Consider the following 24,819-nt stretch of genomic DNA (forward strand, 5'->3'; position numbering starts at 1 on the left):
ACATTCTTTTACATATTTGCGACCTTAGGCTAAAACTATGATGGATATACCTAATTTATCTCCTTCGGAGCAGTTGCAGGTAATTGCAACTGAGATCAAAACAGAAGGACTGAAATACGATTTATTGCGTCGCGAAATTGGAAAAGTAATTGTTGGACAAGAGAACATGGTTCGAAGTCTGTTAATTGCCTTGCTTGCAGACGGACACGTGCTATTGGAGGGTGTTCCGGGACTGGCAAAAACATTGGCGATTCGCACGCTTTCAAGTGCTGTTTCGGGAGAGTTTTCCCGGATCCAGTTTACTCCCGATTTACTTCCTGCCGATGTGACGGGAACCTTGATCTATCAGCAGAAATCAGAGCAGTTTGCGGTAAAGAAAGGACCGATTTTCGCCAATTTTGTTTTGGCAGATGAAATCAACCGTGCACCGGCGAAAGTCCAGGCGGCTTTACTGGAAGCAATGCAGGAACGCCAGGTTACGATCGGGGATTCTACATTTGAATTGCCGAAACCGTTTTTAGTCTTAGCAACCCAAAACCCTATCGAGCAGGAAGGTACTTATCCTTTGCCCGAAGCACAGGTGGATCGGTTTATGCTGAAAGTGTTTATGGGTTATCCATCCAAACAGGAAGAGCAGTTGATCTTACGTTCCAATGTACGGCCTGAAGGATTGGAAAAAATCGCACACGTCATGCATCCCGAGGACCTGATCAAAGGAAAACATTTAACGCGTTCCATTTACCTGGACGAAAAAGTAGAGCGTTACATTGTGGATATTGTGGATGCTACCCGTAATCCGGCGACTGCCGGAGTTTCGGAAATTTCAAAATACCTGTTATATGGAGCATCACCGCGGGCAACCATCAATCTGGCATTAGCTGCCAAAGCGAATGCGTTCCTGGAACAGCGTGGTTTTGTTATTCCGGACGATGTGAGAACGGTTGCGATGGATGTACTTCGCCACAGGGTTGGTTTGAACTACGAGGCGGAGGCAGACGGAGTAAAGCCGGAACAAATCATAGAACGTTTATTGCAGCGTGTAGAAGTTCCATAAATTGTCATGGATAAGGAAGCCTTATTAAAGCGCATTCGTACCATTGAGCTTCAAACTCGCGGTATGACCGAACAAGTATTCGCAGGACAATATCAATCTGCGTTTAAAGGTCGTGGTATGTCCTTTAGTGAAGTGAGATCCTATCAGGTCGGAGATGATGTACGATCAATCGATTGGAATGTAACAGCCCGTTTCAGAGAACCATTTGTAAAAATTTTTGAAGAAGAAAGGGAATTAACGGTTTTGCTGATTATCGACGTTTCGGGTTCGATGTATTTCGGACAAGGAAAAGATTCAAAAATATCCCTTGCTGTTGAATTGGCAGCAACCCTGGCTTTTTCAGCAGCAAAAAAGAATGATAAAGTAGGAGCGATTTTTATTTCAGATGAAGTGGAATATTATGTTCCGCCTAAGAAGGGTTTCGGACATGTACACTTTTTGTTGCGTAAGCTCATTAACCTTCAACCCAAATCGAGTGGCACCAGTTTGGATATGGGATTGAAATATGCCCGCAATATTTTCAAACAACGAAGCATTTGTTTCGTAATCAGCGATTTTTCCCAATTGGAACTAAGTAAAGAAGGATTTGCCAATACAGCAAGAAAGCACGATTTGGTGGCATTGGGTGTAAGCGATCCGGGAGAAGCAAATCTTCCGAATGTAGGATTTGTGCGCTGGCTGAATGCAGAAACCAATCGAACGAATTGGATAGACAGTTCTTCTGCACAGGTAAGAAAAGATTACGAAAAAAAACACCTCCTTCGGAAAGAAAAAAATGAGGCTTTCTTTCTTCAATTGGGAATTGATGCGGCTTTTTTTGAAGTCGGAGATCACGTTTATTTACCCTTGCTTCAATTGTTCAAACGCCGGAAATGAGAAGTGTTTTATCCATACTTATCTGTTGGTGTTTTGGAGCAGGTTTTGCACAAACAAAGCATGTGTACTGGGAAAAAGATTCCGTTCGCATCGGTGATAAAGCGCATTTGACCATCCTGGTAAAACACAAGCCATCCCGTTTTGATTACAATCCTATTTCGGATGTGTTTATCTGTGACATTACTCACAAGGGGCAAACACTCTGGAAGCCGGGAGGAGAATTGGAAATAGAATCGTTTAAAGATACCTCCTATACTCGGAACGGGATCAAATACTGGAAAGGAGTTTATACGCTGATAGCCTGGGATTCTGCCAAATACCGTTTGCCGGAATTGTGGATGAGCTGGAAAGACTCTACCTTTTCATTTAGAGCACCCAACCTGTATGTAGGATTTGTTAAGAAAAAGGTGAAAGATGGAATTGAAGAAATTCCAATCGAACCGGAAAATGAATATTGGAGGCTGTTCAAAAAATACTGGTGGGTTCTACTGATAGTAGTTGCCGGGATAGTCATTGGAATTCTTTGGAACAAACGCAAGAAAATCCGGAAATCCGAAGAATTGAGTTTGAGAGAACGGACCTTACTTGCAATTCAGCAACTCCGGAAAAAGGAGGATTGGCTGCACGGCAAAACCAAATCGCATTATGTCGCCTTTTCTTCCGTATTGAAGATGTATTTGAGTACCCGCTATGAACTAAACCTGATGGAGCGCACAACGTATGAAACCATTTCCCTCTTAAAGTTAAAGGGCCTTGATCTGAATATGATCAGAAGGGTCGAAGTGCTTTTAAGGGAAGCCGATATGGTGAAATTCGCCAAAACAGAATTGCATGATATGCATATTCGGTCCAGTCTATTTCGTTTAGAGGAAATTGTAACAGAATTAAGTCCATTGGAAATCCCGGAATGAGTCGCTATTTCAACATATTTTTTTGGGAATATGATTTCTACAATCCGCATATGCTTTGGCTCCTGCTCGCAATTCCTGTGCTCCTGTTTTTCTGGGAATACCTGCAGAAAACCCGGGTTGGTCAATTAAAGTACGCCAATTCGGAGCAAGAGCAATTATCCTATTCGATCGGATGGGTGCGTTATATCCGCTGGGGAATAACCACCTGTTATGCAATGTCAATGGCTTGTTTGATTCTGACACTGGCAGAACCTTACAACACTTCCATAGATCCTCCTAAAATTGATTACAAGAACGGGATCGATATTATTTTGTCTATTGATGCTTCCGGGTCTATGCTCGCGCAGGATTTTGATCCGAACCGATTGGAAGTCGCAAAACGCGTGGCCAAGAAATTTGTGGATTCCCGAAAAGGTGACCGGGTTGGGTTGGTTGTTTATGAAGGAGAAGCGTATACTGCATGTCCTGCTACCTTGGATTACAAATTGTTGAAAGATCAGATTACGGCCATTGAACCGGGATACCTGGAGCCCGGAACGGCTATCGGAAGTGGCCTGGGAGTTGCAGTCACCAGGTTGAGAAGTGACAGTTTGCCTTCCAAAGTCATTATCCTGTTAACAGATGGCAGCAGCAATACGGGACCCGACCCGATGGAAGCAGCTGAGTTGGCAAAACAGAAGAAATGTAAAGTATATACCATCGGTGTGGGGGCAAATGGGATGGCACCGACACCGGTTCAAACTCCTTTTGGTGTTATTTATCAGAATGTTCCCGTAGAAATTGATGAAGCGATATTGAGAGATATTGCCAAGTTGACCAACGGAAAATACTTTCGCGCACAGGATGAAAAATCGCTGGAAAAAATCTATGCGGAAATTGACAAGCTGGAAAAACGGAAAATGGAAGATCAGCATTTAGCTGTAGAACCACCATTGACCTTATTTCCCTTTTTTATTTGGAGTATGTTGTTTTCCCTTGCAGCCTGGGGGGTTCAACGGTTGAAATTCAAGTTGGATGATTAGAGAGAACAATACATACAATCATTTGGTGAAAGGGTTGCTCGTTTCCGAAGCAATTTGGTGGTCGCTGGTACTCGTCATGTATGTGTTTGTCCCGTTGGAAAGTTGGGGAGTAAAACTGCTTCACAGCGAAATGCTTGGTTTGTGGGCGATTATTCCGCTTTTAGGGATATTAACCTGGATTCAATGGAGATGGAAAGCACAGATTTATGCGGAATATTCCGGTTATGGTTCCACGCGGATGTTGTGGGTAAGATTTGAGCCGGTTAAAGCCTTTTTACATTATTTTTTATTGCGGAGCACCTATTTTTTTGTGGTACTGGCGATGGCCCAACCAGTAGCAGGATCACGAAAAGTGAATGGTTCCAAGCGGGTACTCGACCTGGTTATTTGCCTGGATATTTCGAATTCCATGAATACCAAGGACATGGGTGGAAATAAAACAAGCCGTCTGACTGCGGCAAAAAATGCAATCGGGGAATTGTTAAATCAATTGAAAGGCGAGCGGATCGCAGTGGTGGTTTTCGCAAATGATGCCTATACACAGCTTCCGTTGACAATGGATTACGGCGCAGCCAAGTTGTTTGTTCCGGATATAGAAACTTCCATGATCTCGGATCAGGGAACGAATATCGGAAGAGCCCTGGAGGTTGCGCAGGACCAATTTAAAGACACGGAATCCGGGAAAGCGATCCTGGTGATTACGGATGGAGAAGACCACGAAGCACTTTGGAAAAAACAATTGACGGAACTCAAAAAGAAAAACGTAGAATTAGCCTATTTGGGTCTGGGCTCTGCAAAAGGTGGCCTCATACCGAATAATCCTTACGATGAATCCGAAGGATATAAACGCGAAAACGGACAGGCGGTTGTGTCTAAAATCGATCAAAAAGGATTGACACGCATGGCTGGTGAATCCGGAAGTATTTTAGTAACTTCAGATAGCCCGTTCCCGAATATCTATGATATTGCAGCGAATTATAAGAACACAAAAAATAAGCAAGTGATGAAAGTAGAATTTAAGGTAGATAAAAACTATTTTTACATTCCTACAATTTTAGCGCTCTTGTGTATGATCTGCTACTTCTTTTTACCCATTATCATCCATCCGCATAAGTCATGAAAACAGTATTGATAATCATTTTGTGTATGGTAACCTTAACTTCTTTCGGGCAGGAATGGAAAGAGACACTCAACGAAGCCAGAAGGTTATACAAAAAAGGAAACTACAAAGAAGCGTTAAAGTATTATAAAAGAGCCGATCAAATAGCTCCAAATGACGTAGATTTGTCTCAGGAGATTGGTCAGACCGCTTACCGTGCGAATGATTTTGGAACTGCCGCAGAAAACTTTGAACGTCAGGCGAATAATGCTGAGACGAAAGAAAAAGAGATCCGGGCCAGAACAAGTTTGGGAGAATCCCGTATGAAGCAACAGGATTTTCAAAATGCTGTGGAAACATACAAACAGATCTTGAGAATGGATCCAGAAAATGAAAAGGCAAGACAACGGTTAGTTGAGGCGAAAAGATTATGGGAACAACAGAAAAAGCAACAACAAAACAAACAGGATAAAGAGAATAAAGACAATCAAAATAATAGTCAGAATCAACAGAATCAACAGAATCAACAGAATCAACAGAATCAACAGAATAATTCAAAGGATAATCAACAAAACCAAAACCAGCAAAATCAAAAATCGCAACAGCAAAAGAGCGAAGAAAAAAAACTACAAGACAAAGAAACCGAGCGCAAACTCGATGAGTTTAGTAAGCAGGAAATGAATACAAAGAAAAGATTGGATGGTTCAAAAGGTACTACAGGTGGTAAGAGTGCAAGAAAAGACTGGTAATCAATGGCAATTAATGTTGTTTTTGTTCACACTGGTGAGTCAGATTTCTATTGCTCAAAAACCGGTAGTTGCGCTGACATCCGATAAGAAGGAATTAGGTGTCAATGAGCACCTGAGTTTTACCATTACAGCCAATGTGGAAGGATCCATGAAAATTGATTTTCCGGTTGAATTTGAAGTGGATCTGAACGTCATGCATGGCATGGAACAAAAAATGGATCCGAGCGGTAAGATCAAAACCTACTATTACATGCAACAAACCGGAGCCTTCAAGAAAGAAGGAACCTATTCGTTCTATGCTTATACCACGTTTAGAAATAAAGTCTACCGATCGAATAAGATTACCATTAAAGTAACCGAAGCTTCGGAAGAAGACAACAAGGTCAATTCAAACGACCCGGTGTTTGGTTTTATCCAGTGCAAAAAGACAAGTGTGTATGAGGGAGAACCTATTTTACTGAAAGCGAAGGTATTTTCCTATATAAATATTGAGTATTTGGAAGGATATTCTGACTTTAAAGCAGATATTTCCATGGAAGAGCACTCCTTCCCGAACGGTCGTGTGGAGGTAGAGCAGACCCGTGTAAACGGAAAAGATGCCTTGGCATTCGAGTATGGAAAGCAGTTGCTGATCCCGGTCGGTACCGGAAAATGCCATATCAAACCTTTTGAAATGGCATTGCGCTGTCATGGCTCTTTGTTCTCCAAAACCATGCGGTTCCGTTCATCCGGATTGTATATCAACATCAAACCATTGCCTGGGAATGCTCCAAAAGATTTCATCGGGGCGGTAGGTGAGTACCGGCTTTCTCAAAAAAGCCCAACCAAAGAGATCAAAGAAGGCGAAGTATTCACACTTGAGTTGGTTATTGCAGGAGTAGGAAACCTGCATAATTCCAATGCTCCGAAATTAAAATTGCCAAAGGGTTGCTCGATTTACGGGGATCCGGAACGGATTGAAGATATCGAATTCACTGAAAGCGGTGCGGAAGGAATGATTACTTACCGATTCAATATTCAGGTGCTGGAAGACCATGACCTGGCGTTTAGTGCCCCCTCGATCAGTTATTTTGATCCTGAAAAGGAAAAATACATAACGATCAAAGGAAATTCGTTCAACATTCATGTACTTCCGGATAAGAGTTTTAATCCGGTGGTTCTGACAGACCCTGCTTCCGGGACACATACTGATATGGTTGACTTGAAAACTCAGAAAACAGCTACGTCAGAAACAAAAACAAAATCTTCTTCCAAATCTAAATTGTGGGTAGGAATTGTGGCACCGACCAGTTTGCTGGGCCTTCTGTTTGTGTTCCTGGCAGTTAGGAAACGCAAGAAAAAGGAAACGGGTAAGATTGAACTCTCCGAAACGGATGAACTTCCAAGAACCCCCGTTTTCTTAAACGAAACAAAAGCGGAAATTCCCGTAGAAACCATCGATTACTGGAAAGATGCTGAAAAGCACGTCGAAGATCCAAGCATTTTCGCAATTCTTCTGCCCAAAGCAATCATTCAACGGATCGAGCAGTGTGAAAAATGTAATTTCCAGTCGAGAGAGAAGGCTTTTGACAGATTATTGGACACCAATCCTGAGATTGCTAAGGGCTTACGCGAAATCATCGAAATGTGCGATCAGTACCGCTACGGATTTGGTACTGAGCATTTAGAAACGGAGAAGATTTTGGCACATGCAGAAAACTTGTTAAGTCAATTGCCTTCCTAAAGTCTTTTTTGACAGAAAAGTTGTTCCAAAAAGATTCACTTTTGATTTTTTTACTACTTTTACCACACAAAACACAAATTAAACTATCATGAGCATTTTTGGTATCGTATTGTTTCTTTTGATCGGGGGTATGGCATTTTGGATGTTATTGTTCTTAATGGGCTTTGTCCTTCCTTTTTGGATTACATTGGGAATCAACCAACAAATGCGTCCAAAACGTGTATTTGAAAAAGAGAACGATTCAGAAGCAAAGTAATTTTGCATCGGCATATTTGAGAACCCTGATTCCGTGCATACGGAATCAGGGTTTTTTGTTTCTTGAGAAACCGGAGTTCACTAAAAGTGATGAAAGGATGGAAGACTTTCAAAACAGGCTCCTATCTTTGTCCAACTTACTACTCGTCGATAAACATGAAAGGAATCCTTTTACTCGTTGTTGCATTTACCTGTTGTTCGAATGCATTTTCCCAACAATTGCTTCATTGTGGAAGTGATGAAATGGAGCAAAAATTGTTTCACGAACATCCCGGATATCAAGAGGGATTTTTGAGATCAAAGAAAAAACTGGAATCATTTACCAAACAATTCCAGGATAACCCAACCAAATCCGGAGCAACTTATATTATTCCGGTGGTATTTCACATCATTCATAACAATGGTCCCGAAAATATCACCGATTCGCAGATTCATGATGCAATTGAACAAGTCAACCTGCAATACCGGAAACTGAACCCGGATACCAATCAGATTGTCTCCGCTTTTCAATCGATTGCGGCAGATGCAGGAATCGAAATTCGTTTGGCACAAATCGATCCGGATGGCAATTGTACTTCCGGAATTACACGGACGGTTTCAGTATTAACATATCCCGGAGATCACCAGGTGAAAAGCCTGATCCATTGGCCACCAGAAAAATACCTGAATATTTATGTGTGTTTTGATGCTGCGGGATTAGCGGGTCATGCATTGATGCCAGCAGTTGCAGATACGATTCCCGAATGGGACGGAATCGTAATACGACACGATTATGTGGGAACGATCGGAACATCCGATTATTTCAAACGAACCGTTCTTTCGCATGAAATCGGTCATTATTTGAACTTGTATCACATCTGGGGAGGAAACAATGTCCCTGATTTCTATTATTTACCCGTCGGAGATGCTGGGAATTGCGCTTACGATGATGAGGTAACGGATACTCCGAATACGATCGGCTGGTCTTCCTGTAACTTGAATGCCACATCGTGCAGCGGATTGGACAATATTCAGAATTATATGGATTATGCGTACTGCGCATTGATGTTTACCGAAGGACAAAAGATACGCATGCATGCAGCCTTGAATTCTTCCGTAGCACAACGAAATAATTTGTGGACACCTGCTAACCTTGCTGCGACAGGAACCGATGATCTGAACAATCAGCTTTGTGAGGCAAAGTTTGAAGCCAGTAAGCAAATTATTTGCCAGGGAGATTCGGTTTTATTCAAGGATGTTTCATCCCATGGCGTTACAAGCAGGTTATGGACTTTCGAAGCGGGTACTTTAAACGGATCTGCTTCGGATGATACGGCAATTGTGGTGTACAATCAAGTGGGAACTTATGATGTAACAATCCGTGTAAGCAATGGAATCGATACGCTTGAACTCACAGTGACCGATTATATTACGGTACTTCCTGCAAGTGGTTCGGATCATGGAATTACAGAAGGTTTCGAAAATGATCTGGCTGATTTTTCATCAAAATGGATGGTTCGGGAAGTTGGTCAACCGCATAACTGGGAAATTGCCAGCATCGGTTTTCAAAGTGCTCAATCGACGATGATCAATAATTTTGAAGCAGGTCCTTACCAGGTATATGAGTTCTTTTCCGATCCGTTGGACTTATCCGGATTTACAAGTCTGGCGGTTGCGTTCGATTGGGCATATGCACAACGATTGGCCAGTGATGGAGATTTATTGCGTATTTTTATTTCCAATGATTGCGGAGAAAACTGGCTGGTTAAAAAAACATATGTGGGAACAAACTCACTGAAATCTGTGAGTCAATTATGGACCACCCCGTTTGCTCCGGCAACAATGAATGAATGGGCGAGTGATACGGTCCTGATTAATGGTGCAGCAAATTTTACCGACCACACACAGGTAAAATTCCGTTTTGAATCAAAAGGAGGGAACAATTTCTTTTTGGACAATATTCGCATTGGGAAACTGAACGAGTTGGGATTGCATGAAGTGGGTTCTGAAGGGTTGATGGAGGTTTATCCCAATCCGGCAGACAAGGAGGAGTTTGCTATATTGAAGTGGCGGGATCAACTGATACCCCAAAAAGTCCGGTTATTGGATGCACAAGGAAGAGTGGTGTTTGAAACGAGCAACCTGGAAGATGTAAAGACCCTTTCGATTCCATTGGCAGGGTTGTGTTCGGGGTATTATTTTATCAAAGTTAGCGGAGCGAATGGAGAGCATTCTTTGCCTTTGGTATTGGAATAAAATTTTATTACCCGGGTAAGTGGTGGATAATCTTACACTTATCCCCAAACTGAAGAAAATGTCCTTTACTTAAAGAAAAATAGTTGTACTGCATTGATTGTTGAAAAACTTTGCTATCTTTGCCCTCCAAATTAAATTTTAAAACATCTGTTATGTACGCAATAGTAGAAATAGCAGGGCAGCAATTTAAAGTGCAAAAAGACCAAAAAATCTTTGTACACCGTTTAGACGCTGAAGCAGGATCAAAAGTAGAATTTGATCGTGTTTTATTGGTAGACAACGGAGGAAAAGTGAATATTGGCGCCCCGGCTATCGCAGGAGCAAAAGTTACTGCTCAAGTGAATGATCACGTTAAAGGTGATACAGTTATCATTTTCCGCAAAAAACGCAGAAAAGGATATGTGAAAAGAAACGGACACCGTCAGTCTTTTACACAAATTACAATTACAGATATTAAAGGGTAATTCTTCGTCGCGATTAGACGAATAAAAATTAGAAAACATGGCACACAAAAAAGGAGTCGGTAGTTCCAAAAACGGTCGCGAATCTCATAGCAAACGTTTAGGAGTGAAAATTTTCGGTGGACAAATGGCAATCGCAGGGAATATTATTATTCGCCAACGCGGAACTGCACACCACCCAGGAGAAAATGTGGGAATTGGAAAAGACCACACATTATACGCATTGACTGACGGAACTGTTGAGTTCCGTAAAAAAAGAGATAATCGTTCGTTTGTATCGGTAGTTCCATTTGAAACTGCGGAGGCTTAATCGAATAATATAGATTTTTGATAAAGGCGAGTTCCGACAGTTTCGGGATTCGCCTTTTTTTATTTTAAATTTACCAATTTTGTACCCGACAACAATCGGGAAACTAATTCAATTCATTATGTTAGAAATGACTAAAATTCGCGCTGAACGTGATGAGATCATCACTGCACTGAGGAAGCGCAACATCGATGTAACAGAGATTATTGATGCCATTATTGCGAAAGACCAGCAATGGCGTTCAGCAAAAACATCCATGGAATCTATTGCATCCGAATTGAATAAGATGGCAAAAGAAATCGGTGAATTTTTCAAAAGCGGGAAAACCGCGGAAGCAGAAGCTGCAAAAACCAAAACTGCGGATTTGAAACAAGAAGAGAGCCAGCTAAAAGGGCAGGTAGATGCACTTGAAAATGAAATCACGCAATTGCTTTACCAAATTCCGAATGTTCCGAATGCTTTAGTGGTTGCAGGAAAAAATGAAGAAGATAATGAAACGGTGGAAGTTGTAGGTGAGCCGGCTGTTTTACATAAGAATGCACTTCCGCATTGGGAATTGACCAAAAAATTTGATTTGATCGATTTTGAACTGGGAGTGAAAATCACTGGGGCAGGATTCCCTGTTTACAAAGGGAAAGGAGCAAAATTGCAACGTGCATTGATCCAGTTCTTTTTGGACGAGGCAGAAAAGGCGGGTTACGAAGAATTCATTGTTCCTCACGTCGTGAATGAAGCCAGTGCCTATGGTACAGGACAACTTCCGGACAAAGAAGGGCAAATGTATCACATGCCGGTGGATGATCTGTATATGATCCCTACGGCTGAAGTTCCGCTTACAAATATTTACCGCGATGTGGTGCTTCCGGACGAGAATTTCTCCATTAAAATGACGGGTTACACGCCGTGTTTCCGTCGTGAAGCCGGAAGTTACGGAGCGCATGTTCGCGGTTTGAACCGCTTGCATCAGTTTGATAAGGTGGAAATTGTTCGCATTGAACATCCGAAAAATACAGACCGTGCTTTAACTGAAATGGTGAATCATGTGAAGGGATTATTGGAGAAATTGGGATTGCATTACCGAATTCTGCGTTTGTGTGGAGGAGATACCGGTTTTGCTTCTGCCATGACCTATGATTTTGAAGTATTCTCGGCAGCGCAGGAGAAATGGCTGGAAGTCAGTTCTTGTTCCCGCTTTGATACGTTCCAGGCAAACCGCCTGAAATTGCGTTTCAAAGGAAGCGACAAAAAGAATTACCTCGCACATACTCTAAATGGTTCAGCTCTTGCTCTTCCGAGAATCATGGCGTCTATTATGGAAAATTACCAGACACTGGACGGTATTGAAATTCCAGAGGTGCTGCATAAGTACACTGGGTTCACAAGAATAGATTAACAGGAATCAATACAAAATCAGTTGAATCGCACGGTAAGCTTATCGTGCGATTTTTTTATTGACTATTTTAGAGAAGGGCTATGTTAAATATTCATTTATACCGGTGAAATATTCATACAAACAGTTAATTGACACAACAATTATTTTGTATTTTAAAGACATTTTAGTCGAATTTCGAGGTCAAATTCCTGTTATGAAAAGACCAATCGTAATTTTCTATAGATTAAGGCAATTCAGCAGTCTTTTTTTGCCAGGTTAGACGCTTCAATTTTTTTTGCGTCATTGAGGTGTTGAGTTTAATAACTGTATTATGAAGACTAAAGTGCCACTCCTTCGTGTGCTGAACTGGTTGTTTGGCGCATGTATTTTTGTCCCCCTAATTTCCAATGCGCAGTATTGCGATTCCATAACACCGACATTTAATGTCGATTTATCGGCAAGTCCGTATATGACCTGGTTGAGTCCAAGTACGGATCGGGATGGGTTTTGTTGCGGAGCTTCAGCTCCGGATAAATGCCTGGAATTTGTGATCACATTGAATCCGAATTCTGCAGCCGTAATATTCAATATTGCTTCGGGGGCAGTTCCACCGGGAGCACTCTTCTACCAGATCGATTGCGGAACACCTACACCGGTTGGTTCCCCGATCTGTTTATACGGAACCGGTCCGTTTCATCTTACATTTTGTAAACCGGGAAATAATATTAATACCTTTTCCATTGAAACCATTCCAAACCCGATATTTGGCCCGAACCTGACATTGGGAGATGGTTGTTCGGATGAATTATGGGTACAATTTTACGATGAAACAACCATTACATGGAACAGTATCAATCCGGGAGGATTTGGATCACAAAACGGATTGCTTTCGTGTACAGCAGCTTGCGATACGGTTTTGGCAATAAATAATTCACTGGCCCCTCCGGTTGTTGATTACCTGGTTTGTGGGATGGCAGCAAACGGTTGTACTACCGAACCAATCTGTGATACGATGACAGTTGTTTTTGCCACCCCGTTAACGGCAACCATTTTGGCTCCCGATACAGTGTTATGCCCAAATGAATTAACCATTCCTGCAACAGCTCAAGCGACTGGAGGAACACCTCCATATGCTTATTTGTGGTCTAACGGTACAAATACAGCTACCGCTGATTTGACAGCCGGAACACATACAGTAAGCATTACTGATGCAACGAACTGTGTTATTCGTCAAGCTACCGTGAACGTAACACAGCTAGCTGTTCCTGTTGTTGATGCAGGAGCGAATATAGATGTCTGTTTGAATTATGTCGGGGCAATTACATTAACAGCTACAGCTTCCAATACGCAGGGAGTTTTATGGTCAGGAGGTTCGGGAACTTTTTCACCGAGTGATACCTCATTGGTAGTAGATTATTTACCTGGTGCCGGAGAGTTTAGTACAGGAGCTATCCAAATACAAGTGGAAACCGTGAATAATACCGGATGTCCGGAGGTTTCGGACAGTACTCAAATAGCGTTCAATCCTGTATTGGAATCGGTTTTGATAGAAACCCAGGATGTTTCTTGTTTTGGAATGACCAACGGAACAGCGTTGGTAACTATGACCGGATCGACCGGACCATATTCATTTGCCTTTGACGGTGGAGCTTACAATGCTTCCAATTCAGTCTTAAACTTAGCACCGGGACAACACACGGTCAGTATCTTAAATACCATTGGCTGTGATACACTTCTTTCATTCGTAATTAATGAGCCGCCTTTGCTGCAGGTGAGTGAAGTAAGCAGAACCAATGTGTCTTGTTTCGGAGGCACTGACGGATCACTTAGTGTACAGGGGATAGGAGGTTATGGGACTTATTCGTATAGCTGGAATACCAATCCTGTTCAGAATACAGAAACAGCAGTTAGTTTAAGCGCTGGAAATTATATGGTAACCCTTACGGACCAAAATGGATGTACGAGCAATTTGAACTTGATTGTCACCGAACCTCTGCCTTTGGCAAATAATTTCACTATTGTTCAGCCAAGTTGTAACGGATTTAATGATGGAAGCATCCTGGCTTCCGTTTCAGGTGGAACGACTCCATACGGATACAATTGGAATACAGGCGGGACGGGAACATCCATTACCGGATTGGTTTCGGGAAATTACTCCGTACTAATTACAGACTCGAATGGCTGTACCTTGAATCTGAATACCTTCGTATCTCAACCAACTCCTTTAGCAATGACAATTTCACCGGATACAACGATTTGTCCGGGAAGTCCCATAACTCTTGAAGCACAGGTTAATGGGGGTACCGGGGCTTACACATTTGATTGGACACCGCAGACCGGAACTACCAATCAATTAATTGTTTCACCACTTACTCAAACTACATATGCCTGTAATATAACTGACGCGAACGGATGTGTAATCGGATCTTCTACAAGTATTTCCATGATTTCGTTAAATCCTGCGGATATCTACGCAAGTATTTCTGAATCAGTTATTTGTTTGGGAGAAGAGGTAGTGATAACTGGAGCTTATACCGGTTCCGATCAAACGGTTGTACTTTCCTGGACACATTGCACTTCCTGCCCGATTACCCAGAACATTATACCGGGAGCGACAACCACTTATACTATTTTGGCAGTAAATCAGTGTAACCAACAAATTACTTCGGACGTAACGGTAGTGGTTTCTGAACCGCCGATTGTGAATCTAAATCCGGACTTGGGGACTTATTGCCAGGGAGAATATTTTTCCGTTTCGAATTCAGGCACGAATGACCCTTCATGGATTTACACCTGGGTTTTTGAGGATGGAAGTATTTCTCATGACATGATAGCGGTGCATGTATTCAATTCTCCCGGTCAATTTGATGTTAATTTGACGATTGTCAATCAGTATGGCTGTCAAAGTGTTGCAGCTGCAAGTGGCACGGTAACGGTTAATCCACGTGCCGTTGCTTCGTTCACAGCAGATAAAACTGAAGTTACAACGATTGATCCTGAACTTCATTTCACCAACACGTCTCAGAATGCTTCGGAATATGAATGGCATTTCGGAGACGACGATATGAGTTACGTGACGAATCCGACTCACAGTTATGATACCTATGGTGAATTTGAGGTTACTCTGAATGCAAATAATCAATACAATTGTCCGGATCAGGCTCGTTTGGCCGTAACCGTAAAACCGTCTTTCGAACTCTTTGTACCGAATGCATTTACACCTGATGGTGATGAATACAACAATACATTTATGGCAACGGGATATGGTATTTTGGAGAATGATTTTACAATGGAAATTTATAATCGCTGGGGAGAGTTGATCTTTGAATCCCATAACATGCAAATTGGCTGGGATGGTTCGTATGGAGCAGGGACAGAACGCGTTCAGGACGGAACATACACGTGGGTGATCCGTTTCAAAGATTTGACAAACACCCTGCATGAGAGAAACGGGCATTTGAGTTTATTGCGTTAATCGAATCCCTTCGGTTTACCGGAGGGCTTTTTGTTATTCCATACTTTTTTACCGCAAAGAGAAAGCGCGCGAAGTTTATCTTCATTCTTTGCGTTCTTCCATTCGTTGCGGTAAAATTTAAAACCTGGATCATTTTGTTTAATTTAGTCTCATGCTAAGAATCATGTCTTTTTTCTTACTACTTGGAATTGTCACTTCCTGCGAAAGCAAACTGGGTAAGTTTGAAGAGGATGTGCTCTTTGCCAAATCCACCAATGATTCCGTACAGGTTTTGCTGCAGCAATTGGATACCAACCAGGTCTTGAAACTGCGGGGAAAATCAAAAAAAATGCTCTTGAATTTCAATATTGAACTGGGAAATGATACACTCGACATCGCAACGGCAAGAGAGATTGACGGATTTATCCAAGCCTATCGAGCAACAGATTTTTTCACCACTGAAATAAAACAACTGCGCTTGGCACAGCAGGATCAGCGGGAGCGCCTTCAAAAATTACAATCAGACATTGAAAATGCGGCCGGAGATCGCTCAACCTATTATGAACACGTGCAATTTGAGCGAAAGGAAGCGGAGCAGATCCGTTCGCACAGTTTGATCCTCGAGAAACAATTTATGGATTTTAAACAATCTTACGAGCAATTTAAACCTACATTTGAGCGTTTTAAAGCGGTACACTAAATAAATCATGAAACAAGCCTTATTTTTTTGTTGTCTTCTTCTTTCTTTTGCCCTTTCGGCACAAACCAGTACCGACCAGCAATTGGCAAATTTGTATTACAACAACGGCGAGTTTGATAAAGCACTTCCTTATTTCGAGAAAATCATCACGAAACAAAGTACGAAGTTTGACCAATTGCGTTATGTGGATTGCCTGGAGAAAACTAACCAGATAAAAGATGCGGAGAAATTCCTGAAGAAGTTGGTTTCAGCTAATTCAAACGATTTCGATTATACCATAGCGTTAGGCGATTTGTATGAGCGGACGGAACGCGTTTCACAAACCGAAAAATTATACAACGACCGGATCAAACAAGTTGCTTCAAATGGCTACGAAGTCATTGAGCTCTACAATTCATTTATTAAAAAAGGGAAAGTAGAGTGGGGACTGAAAACACTGGAATCCGGAAGGAAAGAATTGAAAAAGAATTATCCGCTTCAGATTCAGTTTGCCGAAGTGTATTCCCTCTTGGGAAGAACAGACGAAATGATCGACGAATATTTTGATATTTTGGACCAATATCCCAATTATAGCAGCAACATCCAGAATGCACTCACGAAACAGATTGATTTCTCGGAAGATAAAACCGGAGTGTATCAAAAATTGAAAGATAAATTACTGGTACGCATCCAGAAAAAACCAAATGATTTTGTGTATTCCGAAATGCTGATCTGGCTCTTTATTCAAAAGAAAGAGTTTAAATCGGCATTGGTACAAACCCAGGCCCTGGACAGACGAGAGAAAGGAACCGGAAACCGGGTAATGGATTTGGCAGAAACCTGTGTGGAGAACAGCGATTATGCAACTGCCCGATTGGCGTATAAATACATCATTGATCAAGGCACTCAAAACCCGAACTACTATTCTGCCTATGGTGCTTTACTGAATATCCGTTACCGGGAAATTACGATCGAGAAGAACTACCGGCCACAAGACATTATAGAAGCCGAAAAAGAGTACCGGGAAGGGTTAAAATTGCTTGGTTGGGGACGAAATGCCGTTTACACGGCAAAAGAACTGGCCGAGATCAAAGCCTATTATGGAAATGATGCGAAAGGCGCAGCTGATTTACTCGATAGTTGTTTGGCAGTTCAGGGCTTGTCCGATATGGAAAAAGCACAAGTGAAAATGGCATTGGCAGATGTACTGGTGCTTCAGGACGATATTTGGCAGGCATCCCTTTACTACATGCAAATCGATAAGGATTTCAAATTCGAGGCTATCGGTTCCGAAGCAAAGTTCAAGAATGCACGTATTTTCTATTATGACGGTGATTTTAAATTTGCCCAGTCGCAACTGGATATCTTAAAAGAATCCACCAGTAAACTCATCGCAAATGATGCAATGAAACTGTCCGTGCTGATTACGGATAACTTGGGTTTGGACAGCAATTACACCGCGATGTATCAATTTGCGCAGGCAGATTTATTATTGGAACAACACCAGTTCGACCGTGCGTTTAAATTGTACGACTCCATTAACAAGGCTTTCCCGGCACACGGCTTGGCAGATGAGATCCTTTTCCGGAAAGCGCAGGCCATGCAATACCAGGGAAAATGGCCCGAAGCATTGGACTACCTCCAGAAGATCGTTACCTATCACATGGACGACATCCTTTCCGATGACGCAATCTTTACCATGGCGGAGATCTATGAGAAAAATCTCCACGACAAAGAAAAAGCTGCGGAATACTACAAAAAGATCCTGTTTGAGTGCAAGGGAAGCCTCCTAACCGTGGAAGCTCGTAAACGATACCGTGCACTGCGCGGAGATGTTTCCGATTCGGAGGATTTATAGTCTCTTCAATATTCACACTCGAACTCACACTTTTCATTCCGGAGTTGTAGGAACTCGATTTCATTAAGTACGGAAAATCGCAATTCGTTTTTGAAACATTTTGCGCAAATTTGTAAAAATGATCTACGATGAAACTGATTTTTTTGGTCCTGACAGTCCTTCTTCTGTTGTTGAATTCCTGCACCAAATTCTGAAAGAACGTCACGGTCAAAAGGTCGGGTAGTCAATCCAATTACCGGGGAAGGGATTTCGGGGGTTCGAGTATTTATGTACAAGGCAACCAACACCAGTTTACCGTCCGATTATAAAATTGTAAACGAGGTCAATACCACTTCGGACTGCTCTTTTGAATCAAATAAACCAGGCTTGTCCAAATATTATGTTAAGTGTGATGTTCTGGGAGAAATATTAACCTTTTTCTCCGATAGTTTTCCGAGCTTTACAGAAAGCTTTGAAAAATGGAACGATCACTCACATCCATCCTTTTATTGTTCTTAATGAGTTGGATGGGATACCAAAATCGGATCTGTGCTCAAACAGATACGTCTAATTCCGATAATATTCCGCGGATAACGAAAAAAGAACTGAGAAAATACACCCGGACTTTTGATACGTTTTTAGTTGGAGCACGCGTAAATTACTTGCAGGGAAAATACGGGTTCCTGGGATTAGCGGGAACTTTTATGTGGCATGAGATCGGATATATACCCGAATCGCATATCGGGCTTGCAGCCGGAATGGATTTCCGACTCACCAAATCCATGGTGTATGCGCCCAAAATAACTTTTGAATACCGTTACCAGATCGGAGTGGTGAGAGTGGGGTATACCTGTTTCACAGATTTTAAATCGGAACCTGATCACCGGATCTCGGCAGAAATCGGTTTCTCTTTACTGAGCTTCCTGGATATAACCTATCTGCATGCTTTCGGATCAGATAGAAATCCGTTTTTTCTGGGGAACGATTATTTCAACCTGGTGGCAACTATTCCATTGAATCTTTAACTCGGCAATCGAATATTTCCGGTAAAATGGTCAAGTATTTTTAGTTGAAAAAAACTTTTAACATTTCCATTTTTAATTGGACGATCATTCGCACGCTTCTCATCAACAAGCCTTTATCATCGCTCTATAAATCCTTTTCTTCGACCAACGTTTTTACTGGGATTTCAAACTATTTACCCTGTAATTTAGATTAAATCTAAATAGGATTTTTCGCGATTTTGTCTTGTTAAAAAGTATTAAATTCGCCTGTCTTAAAAATTAGAGATTATGTCTTCTGCAGAAGATTACTTACCGATATTGCTCCAGGCAGGTGTTGCCCTGGGTTTTGTTGTGACAGTTTTGGTGATTGCCCCCATGTTGGGCCCCAAGTTGTTTGGAAAGAAAAAAAATGCCAACTGGGAATGTGGTATTGAAGAAGTAGGAAACGCTCGTTTCCCGATCTCCATTCGTTATTTGTTGACCGCAATTTTATTCGTATTGTTCGATGTGGAAGTAATCTTCTTCTACCCGTACGCTGTGAATTTCAAATTCTTACAGTCTGACGGATTGATCGCGGTAATTATTTTCGTAGCATTCTTCCTGACAGGATTTTTCTACGTACTTAAAAAAGGCGCTTTAGAATGGGAAAAGTAGAAATTATCAATGGTGTAGAAACCATTAACGGAGAAGGTTTCCAATTGACTTTGCTTGACAAGGTGATTGGAGCTGCTCGTGCGAATTCCGTTTGGCCTTTGCCATTTGCTACCTCGTGTTGTGGTATCGAATACATGGGAACGATGGGAAGTAATTACGATGTTGCGCGTTTCGGAATGGAGCGTATGTCCTTTTCTCCACGCCAGGCAGACTTATTGATCGTTGCCGGCACCATCTCAAAGAAATTAGCTCCGATCCTGAAACAGGTTTATGAACAAATGGCTGAACCGAAATGGGTGTTGTCTGTTGGTGCTTGTGCTTGTTCAGGGGGGATTTTTGATACCTATTCCGTTTTGCAGGGGATTGACCGTGTTATTCCTGTAGACGTTTATGTTCCGGGATGTCCGCCAAGACCGGAGCAAATCATCGAAGGGTGTATGAACATTCACCGCCTGGTAAAAAGCGAATCATTGCGTCGCCGTTATTCGGATGAATACAAGCATTTGTTGAAAAAATACGATTTGAACGATGAGTAATTTGACAAACGAAGCGGTTTTAACCCGTATCCAGGAAAAATTCGGTGAAGCTGTTCGAAATCACGAAGAACCATACGGATTATTGACCATCGAAATTCAGGCAGATAAAACACACGATCTGATTGCGTGGTTGAAAACCGATGAGGTTTTGAAAGTGTCATTTCTCACATTAATCGGCGGAGCACATTTTCCAAACGATAAAGGACGTGAGATCTGTGTGAACTACCACCTGCATTCCTTGGTGAATAATGTGCGTTTACGCGTTCGTGCATTTCTCCCGATTGAAAATCCATCCATTCAGTCCATTACTGATATTTATGTGGGTGCTGACTGGCAGGAGCGTGAATCATACGATTTCTTCGGAATCATTTTCGAAGGACACCCGAATTTAACGCGAATCCTGAACGAGGATTCAATGGATTACTTCCCGATGCGTAAAGAATACCATTTGGAAGATGCAACTAGAGAAGATAAAGACGATCGCTTCTTCGGTCGGTAATTAAGAAACTATGAGCGATACTCCAACTAATAAAAGCCTGTTTGCCGATGAAACCATCGACGGACAAATCGCGACGCTGAACCTTGGGCCAACGCACCCTGCAACACATGGAATTTTCCAGAACGTGTTGACGGTGGATGGAGAAAAGATCCTGGATTCAGTTCAAACAGTAGGTTACATTCACCGTGCTTTTGAAAAGCTGGCTGAAAGAAGACCTTACAATCAGATTACACCAATCACAGACCGATTGAATTATTGTTCTTCTCCAATCAATAACATGGGTTGGGAAATGACCATGGAGAAATTGATCGGGGTGCAAGTGCCGAAGAAAGTAGATTACATGCGTGTGATCATCATGGAATTGGCGCGTATTGCAGACCACCTGGTTTGTAACTCGGTAATCGGTGTAGATACCGGAGCATTGACAGGATTTACCTACATGTTCCAGCAACGTGAGTTGATCTATGAATTGTATGAAGAAGTGTGTGGGGCACGTTTGACTACAAACATCGGTCGAATCGGAGGTTTCGAGCGCGATTTCTCTCCGACATTCCACGTAAAAATCAAGAAATTCTTGAAAGAATTCAATAAACACTTCCAGGAATTCGACGACTTGTTATTGCGTAACCGCATTTTCATGGACCGTACGATCAAAGCCGGACCAATCAGCGCAGAACGCGCATTGGATTACGGATTTACAGGTCCGAACCTGCGTGCAGCTGGAGTAGATTACGATGTGCGTGTAATGACACCTTATTCTTCCTACGAAGATTTCGATTTCATTATTCCGGTGGGAACGCAGGGAGATACGTATGACCGTTTTTGTGTGCGCCAGGAAGAAGTGCGTCAAAGTTTGAAGATCATCGAGCAGGCTTACGACAATATGCCGGAAGGAAAACACTTCTCACCGGATGTTCCCGAATTCTATTTGCCTCCGAAAGCGGATGTTTATACGAAAATGGAAGCCCTGATCTACCACTTCAAAATCGTTATGGGTGAAACACCTGTTCCGGTCGGAGAAGTATATCACGCTGTGGAAGGCGGAAACGGGGAGCTAGGGTTTCACCTGATTTCAGATGGAGGAAGAACACCATACAGACTTCAGTTTAGAAGACCTTGTTTTATTTATTATCAAGCATATCCGGAAATGATTAAAGGACAAACCATCTCAGATGCCGTATTGACCTTAAGTAGTTTGAATGTGATTGCAGGAGAATTGGATGCATAAGATGAGTATATCAGTTACACATAATAGTACAGATCAGGCTGAACCACAATTCAGCGCTGAGAGAATGGTTGAAGTACAACGCATCATCAACATGTTCCCGGAAGGAAAACAGAAAAGTGCGTTGATGCGTATTCTTCACATGGCAGAAGAAGATTTCGGAGGCTGGTTAAGCGTTCCAACGATGAATTACGTTGCCCGCTTGTTGGATATTCAACCGATTGAAGTGTATGAAGTAGCAACTTTCTATACTATGTTTAACATTGAAAAACCTGGGAAAGTTGTTTTGGAAGTTTGTAGAACAGGACCATGTATGTTGGTTGGTTCGGATCAGATTATCGAGCACATTGAACAAAAATTAGATATTAAAGTTGGTCAGACATCAGCAGATGGAATGTTTACATTGAAAACTGCAGAATGTTTGGGAGCTTGTGGTTACGGACCGATGTTACAATGCGGGAAACATTACCACGAACACTTAACTCCTGCGAAAGTAGACGAGTTATTGGATACCTTGCGTAAAGAACATTCAGATAAATAGGAATGGGAAGAAAATTATTATTGGAACATGCAAACGTTCCCGGAATCGAATCGTTTGAAGTCTACCGCAAAAACGGAGGTTACCGTTCAGTAGAGAAGGCTTTGAAAACGATGTCGCCGCAAAATGTGGTGGAGGAAGTTCAGGCATCCGGATTAAGAGGTCGTGGAGGAGCTGGATTCCCGACAGGAATGAAATGGTCTTTCCTGGCAAAGCCGGAAGGAGTTCCGCGTTATTTATTGTGTAACGCAGACGAATCTGAGCCCGGAACATTCAAGGACCGCTACTTAATGGAAAAGATCCCGCATTTGCTGATCGAAGGAATGATCGTTTCTTCCTATGCTTTGGGGTGCAACCAATCGTATATTTATATCCGCGGAGAGTACATGTGGGTGCTGGAAATTGTGGAAAAAGCAATTGCCGAGGCTTACGCAAACGGATTCCTGGGAAAAAATATTTTAGGATCAGGTTATGATCTGGACCTGGCAATTTGTCCGGGTGGTGGAGCGTATATCTGTGGTGAAGAAACAGCCTTGATCGAATCATTGGAAGGAAAGCGTGGAAATCCGCGTATCAAACCACCATTCCCTGCTGTAAAAGGGTTGTGGGGATGCCCAACCGTGGTAAATAACGTGGAATCTATTGCAGCGGTTGTTCCGATTGTGAACGACGGTGGAGCTGAATATGCGAAAATCGGGATCGGTAAAAGTACCGGAACCAAATTGATCTCCGCTTGTGGAAACCTGGTAAAACCGGGAGTTTACGAAATCGAGTTGGGTCTTTCCGTAGAAGAATTTATTTACTCGGATGAGTGGTGTGGCGGAATCGCAAACGGGAAGAAAATCAAGGCATGTGTGCCGGGTGGATCTTCCGTTCCGATCTTACCTGCAAACCTGATCACCAAAACAGCAGAAGGAACGGATCGTTTGATGACGTATGAAAGTTTGGCTGAAGGTGGTTTCGCAACAGGATCGATGCTGGGTTCGGGAGGTTTCATCGTATTTGATGAAGATCAGTGCATTGTAAGAAATACTTGGAATTTCGCGCGTTTCTACGCACACGAGTCTTGCGGACAATGTTCACCTTGTCGTGAAGGAACCGGATGGATGGAGAAAGTATTGCGCCGTTTGGAATACGGACAAGGCCATATGCACGACATTGATTTGCTGGCAGAAATCAACAAGAAAATAGAAGGAAATACGATTTGTCCGCTGGGTGATGCAGCAGCATGGCCGGTAGCAGCAGCAATTCGTCATTTTAGAGAAGAATTTGAATGGCATGTGACTCACCCGGATGAAGCGGTAAAACGCAACTTCGGAATTGCGTCAAATCACATGCCTTTAGTATAAAATAGAGATCATGGTAAAAGTTATCATTGACGATATCGAAGTAGAAGTAGAACCGGGAACAACCATCCTGAATGCTGCTCGTCAGATCGGTGGAGATGTAGTTCCTCCCGCAATGTGCTATTACAGCAAGTTGCAGGGAAGCGGTGGAAAATGCAGAACATGTTTGGTGGAAGTAGCCGCAGGTTCTGCCGCAGATCCGCGCCCGATGCCCAAATTGGTAGCATCGTGTTCAACTCCGGTAATGGATGGAATGGTAGTAAAGAACAAAACCTCAGAGCGTGTGTACGATAACCGTGCTGCAGTAACTGAGTTCTTATTGATCAACCACCCGCTGGATTGTCCGATCTGTGACCAGGCAGGAGAATGCCATTTGCAGGATCTTGGATTCGAACATGGAAAAGAAGGAACGCGCTACGAAGAGAAACGCAGAACCTTTGATCCGATCGATATCGGTGATAAGATCAAATTGCATATGAATCGTTGCATCCTTTGCTACCGTTGTGTTTACACAGCAAATCAATTGACCGATCAACGTGTTCACGGGGTGATGCACCGCGGTGATCATGCGGAAATTTCTACTTACATCGAGAAAGCAATCGATAATGATTTCTCCGGGAACGTCATCGACGTTTGTCCGGTTGGAGCATTGACAGATAAAACGTTCCGTTTCAAAAGCCGTGTGTGGTTCTTGAAACCGATGGAAGCTTCTTGCGAGTGCACGAAATGTGCCGGGAAAGCAGTTGTTTGGATGTTCGGAGATGAGATTTACCGGGTGACTGGCCGCAAGGACAAATACGGGGAGATCGAAGACATCGACGGAAAAACTGCCTGGATCTGCAACGAATGCCGTTTCGACAAAAAAGATAAAACGAAATGGACTATTGAAGGGCCGCGTGTGATCAACCGTCATTCCGTGATCTCTCAAAATCAATACCTCGTTGACGAGCGTCTCGAAACCAAAAAACTAACAGGAAAGTAAG

General features: G+C 42.4%; 23 protein-coding genes. All 23 read left to right on the top strand.

The annotated features are described in order from the left end of the window. The first annotated feature begins 37 nt into the window (after positions 1–37). The 23 genes from FO442_RS06945 to FO442_RS07050 all read left to right on the top strand — a co-directional run bounded on the left by FO442_RS06945 (position 38) and on the right by FO442_RS07050 (position 24,818). Entirely contained in the window at positions 38–1,054 is a 1,017-nt protein-coding gene (locus tag FO442_RS06945) for an AAA family ATPase (RefSeq protein ID WP_144332442.1), read from the top strand. Positions 1,055–1,060: 6 nt separating this feature from the next. Then, entirely contained in the window at positions 1,061–1,930 is an 870-nt protein-coding gene (locus FO442_RS06950; RefSeq protein WP_144332443.1) for a DUF58 domain-containing protein, read from the top strand. Continuing rightward, on the top strand, positions 1,927–2,841 hold the full coding sequence (locus FO442_RS06955) for a hypothetical protein (RefSeq protein WP_144332444.1): 915 nt from the start codon (positions 1,927–1,929) through the stop codon (positions 2,839–2,841). Before FO442_RS06950 ends, FO442_RS06955 begins: the two co-directional genes overlap by 4 nt. Next, positions 2,838–3,863 carry a vWA domain-containing protein gene (locus FO442_RS06960; RefSeq protein ID WP_144332445.1) on the top strand — a complete coding sequence of 342 codons (1,026 nt, stop codon included), beginning with the start codon at positions 2,838–2,840 and terminating at the stop codon, positions 3,861–3,863. The genes FO442_RS06955 and FO442_RS06960 overlap by 4 nt, the downstream gene beginning before the upstream one ends. Beyond that, positions 3,856–4,983, top strand: a complete 1,128-nt coding sequence (locus FO442_RS06965) for a VWA domain-containing protein (RefSeq protein ID WP_144332446.1) — start codon at positions 3,856–3,858, stop codon at positions 4,981–4,983. Before FO442_RS06960 ends, FO442_RS06965 begins: the two co-directional genes overlap by 8 nt. Next, entirely contained in the window at positions 4,980–5,711 is a 732-nt protein-coding gene (locus tag FO442_RS06970) for a tetratricopeptide repeat protein (protein ID WP_144332447.1), read from the top strand. The genes FO442_RS06965 and FO442_RS06970 overlap by 4 nt, the downstream gene beginning before the upstream one ends. Positions 5,712–5,724: 13 nt before the next feature. Beyond that, positions 5,725–7,434 (top strand): BatD family protein, encoded by a 1,710-nt coding sequence (locus FO442_RS06975; protein ID WP_186279956.1) that lies wholly within the window; start codon positions 5,725–5,727, stop codon positions 7,432–7,434. A gap of 88 nt (positions 7,435–7,522) precedes the next feature. Then, entirely contained in the window at positions 7,523–7,690 is a 168-nt protein-coding gene (locus FO442_RS18695) for a hypothetical protein (protein ID WP_186279958.1), read from the top strand. A 155-nt stretch (positions 7,691–7,845) separates the two neighbouring features. After that, positions 7,846–9,924: a M43 family zinc metalloprotease gene (locus FO442_RS06980; protein ID WP_186279960.1), complete on the top strand. Its 2,079-nt coding sequence runs from the start codon at positions 7,846–7,848 to the stop codon at positions 9,922–9,924. Positions 9,925–10,076: 152 nt separating this feature from the next. Beyond that, complete coding sequence (gene rplU / locus FO442_RS06985) at positions 10,077–10,388, top strand: 50S ribosomal protein L21 (protein ID WP_144332450.1); 312 nt, start codon at positions 10,077–10,079, stop codon at positions 10,386–10,388. A 37-nt stretch (positions 10,389–10,425) separates the two neighbouring features. Continuing rightward, complete coding sequence (gene rpmA, locus FO442_RS06990) at positions 10,426–10,695, top strand: 50S ribosomal protein L27 (RefSeq protein WP_144332451.1); 270 nt, start codon at positions 10,426–10,428, stop codon at positions 10,693–10,695. Positions 10,696–10,813: 118 nt separating this feature from the next. Beyond that, on the top strand, positions 10,814–12,085 hold the full coding sequence (gene serS / locus FO442_RS06995) for a serine--tRNA ligase (protein WP_144332452.1): 1,272 nt from the start codon (positions 10,814–10,816) through the stop codon (positions 12,083–12,085). 310 nt (positions 12,086–12,395) lie between these two features. Beyond that, on the top strand, positions 12,396–15,539 hold the full coding sequence (locus FO442_RS07000; RefSeq protein ID WP_144332453.1) for a PKD domain-containing protein: 3,144 nt from the start codon (positions 12,396–12,398) through the stop codon (positions 15,537–15,539). Positions 15,540–15,690: 151 nt separating this feature from the next. Further along, entirely contained in the window at positions 15,691–16,218 is a 528-nt protein-coding gene (locus tag FO442_RS07005; protein ID WP_144332454.1) for a hypothetical protein, read from the top strand. Between the two features lie 7 nt (positions 16,219–16,225). After that, positions 16,226–18,055: a tetratricopeptide repeat protein gene (locus FO442_RS07010; protein ID WP_144332455.1), complete on the top strand. Its 1,830-nt coding sequence runs from the start codon at positions 16,226–16,228 to the stop codon at positions 18,053–18,055. 458 nt (positions 18,056–18,513) lie between these two features. Further along, complete coding sequence (locus FO442_RS07015; RefSeq protein ID WP_144332456.1) at positions 18,514–19,059, top strand: hypothetical protein; 546 nt, start codon at positions 18,514–18,516, stop codon at positions 19,057–19,059. A gap of 267 nt (positions 19,060–19,326) precedes the next feature. Beyond that, positions 19,327–19,692 carry an NADH-quinone oxidoreductase subunit A gene (locus tag FO442_RS07020; RefSeq protein WP_144332457.1) on the top strand — a complete coding sequence of 122 codons (366 nt, stop codon included), beginning with the start codon at positions 19,327–19,329 and terminating at the stop codon, positions 19,690–19,692. Beyond that, positions 19,680–20,228 carry an NADH-quinone oxidoreductase subunit B gene (locus FO442_RS07025; protein ID WP_144332458.1) on the top strand — a complete coding sequence of 183 codons (549 nt, stop codon included), beginning with the start codon at positions 19,680–19,682 and terminating at the stop codon, positions 20,226–20,228. Before FO442_RS07020 ends, FO442_RS07025 begins: the two co-directional genes overlap by 13 nt. Further along, on the top strand, positions 20,221–20,727 hold the full coding sequence (locus tag FO442_RS07030; protein WP_186279962.1) for an NADH-quinone oxidoreductase subunit C: 507 nt from the start codon (positions 20,221–20,223) through the stop codon (positions 20,725–20,727). Before FO442_RS07025 ends, FO442_RS07030 begins: the two co-directional genes overlap by 8 nt. Positions 20,728–20,737: 10 nt before the next feature. Next, positions 20,738–21,955: an NADH-quinone oxidoreductase subunit D gene (locus FO442_RS07035; protein WP_144332459.1), complete on the top strand. Its 1,218-nt coding sequence runs from the start codon at positions 20,738–20,740 to the stop codon at positions 21,953–21,955. A 1-nt stretch (position 21,956) separates the two neighbouring features. Beyond that, positions 21,957–22,493, top strand: coding sequence for an NADH-quinone oxidoreductase subunit NuoE family protein (locus FO442_RS07040; RefSeq protein ID WP_144332460.1), 537 nt, complete (start codon positions 21,957–21,959; stop codon positions 22,491–22,493). A gap of 2 nt (positions 22,494–22,495) precedes the next feature. Further along, positions 22,496–23,839, top strand: coding sequence for an NADH-quinone oxidoreductase subunit NuoF (nuoF, locus tag FO442_RS07045; protein ID WP_144332461.1), 1,344 nt, complete (start codon positions 22,496–22,498; stop codon positions 23,837–23,839). Positions 23,840–23,849: 10 nt separating this feature from the next. Beyond that, entirely contained in the window at positions 23,850–24,818 is a 969-nt protein-coding gene (locus tag FO442_RS07050; protein WP_144332462.1) for an NADH-quinone oxidoreductase subunit G, read from the top strand. Position 24,819: the final 1 nt, after the last annotated feature.

The sequence above is a fragment of the Fluviicola chungangensis genome (assembly GCF_007558725.1).
In the GTDB taxonomy this organism is placed as follows: domain Bacteria; phylum Bacteroidota; class Bacteroidia; order Flavobacteriales_D; family Crocinitomicaceae; genus Fluviicola; species Fluviicola chungangensis.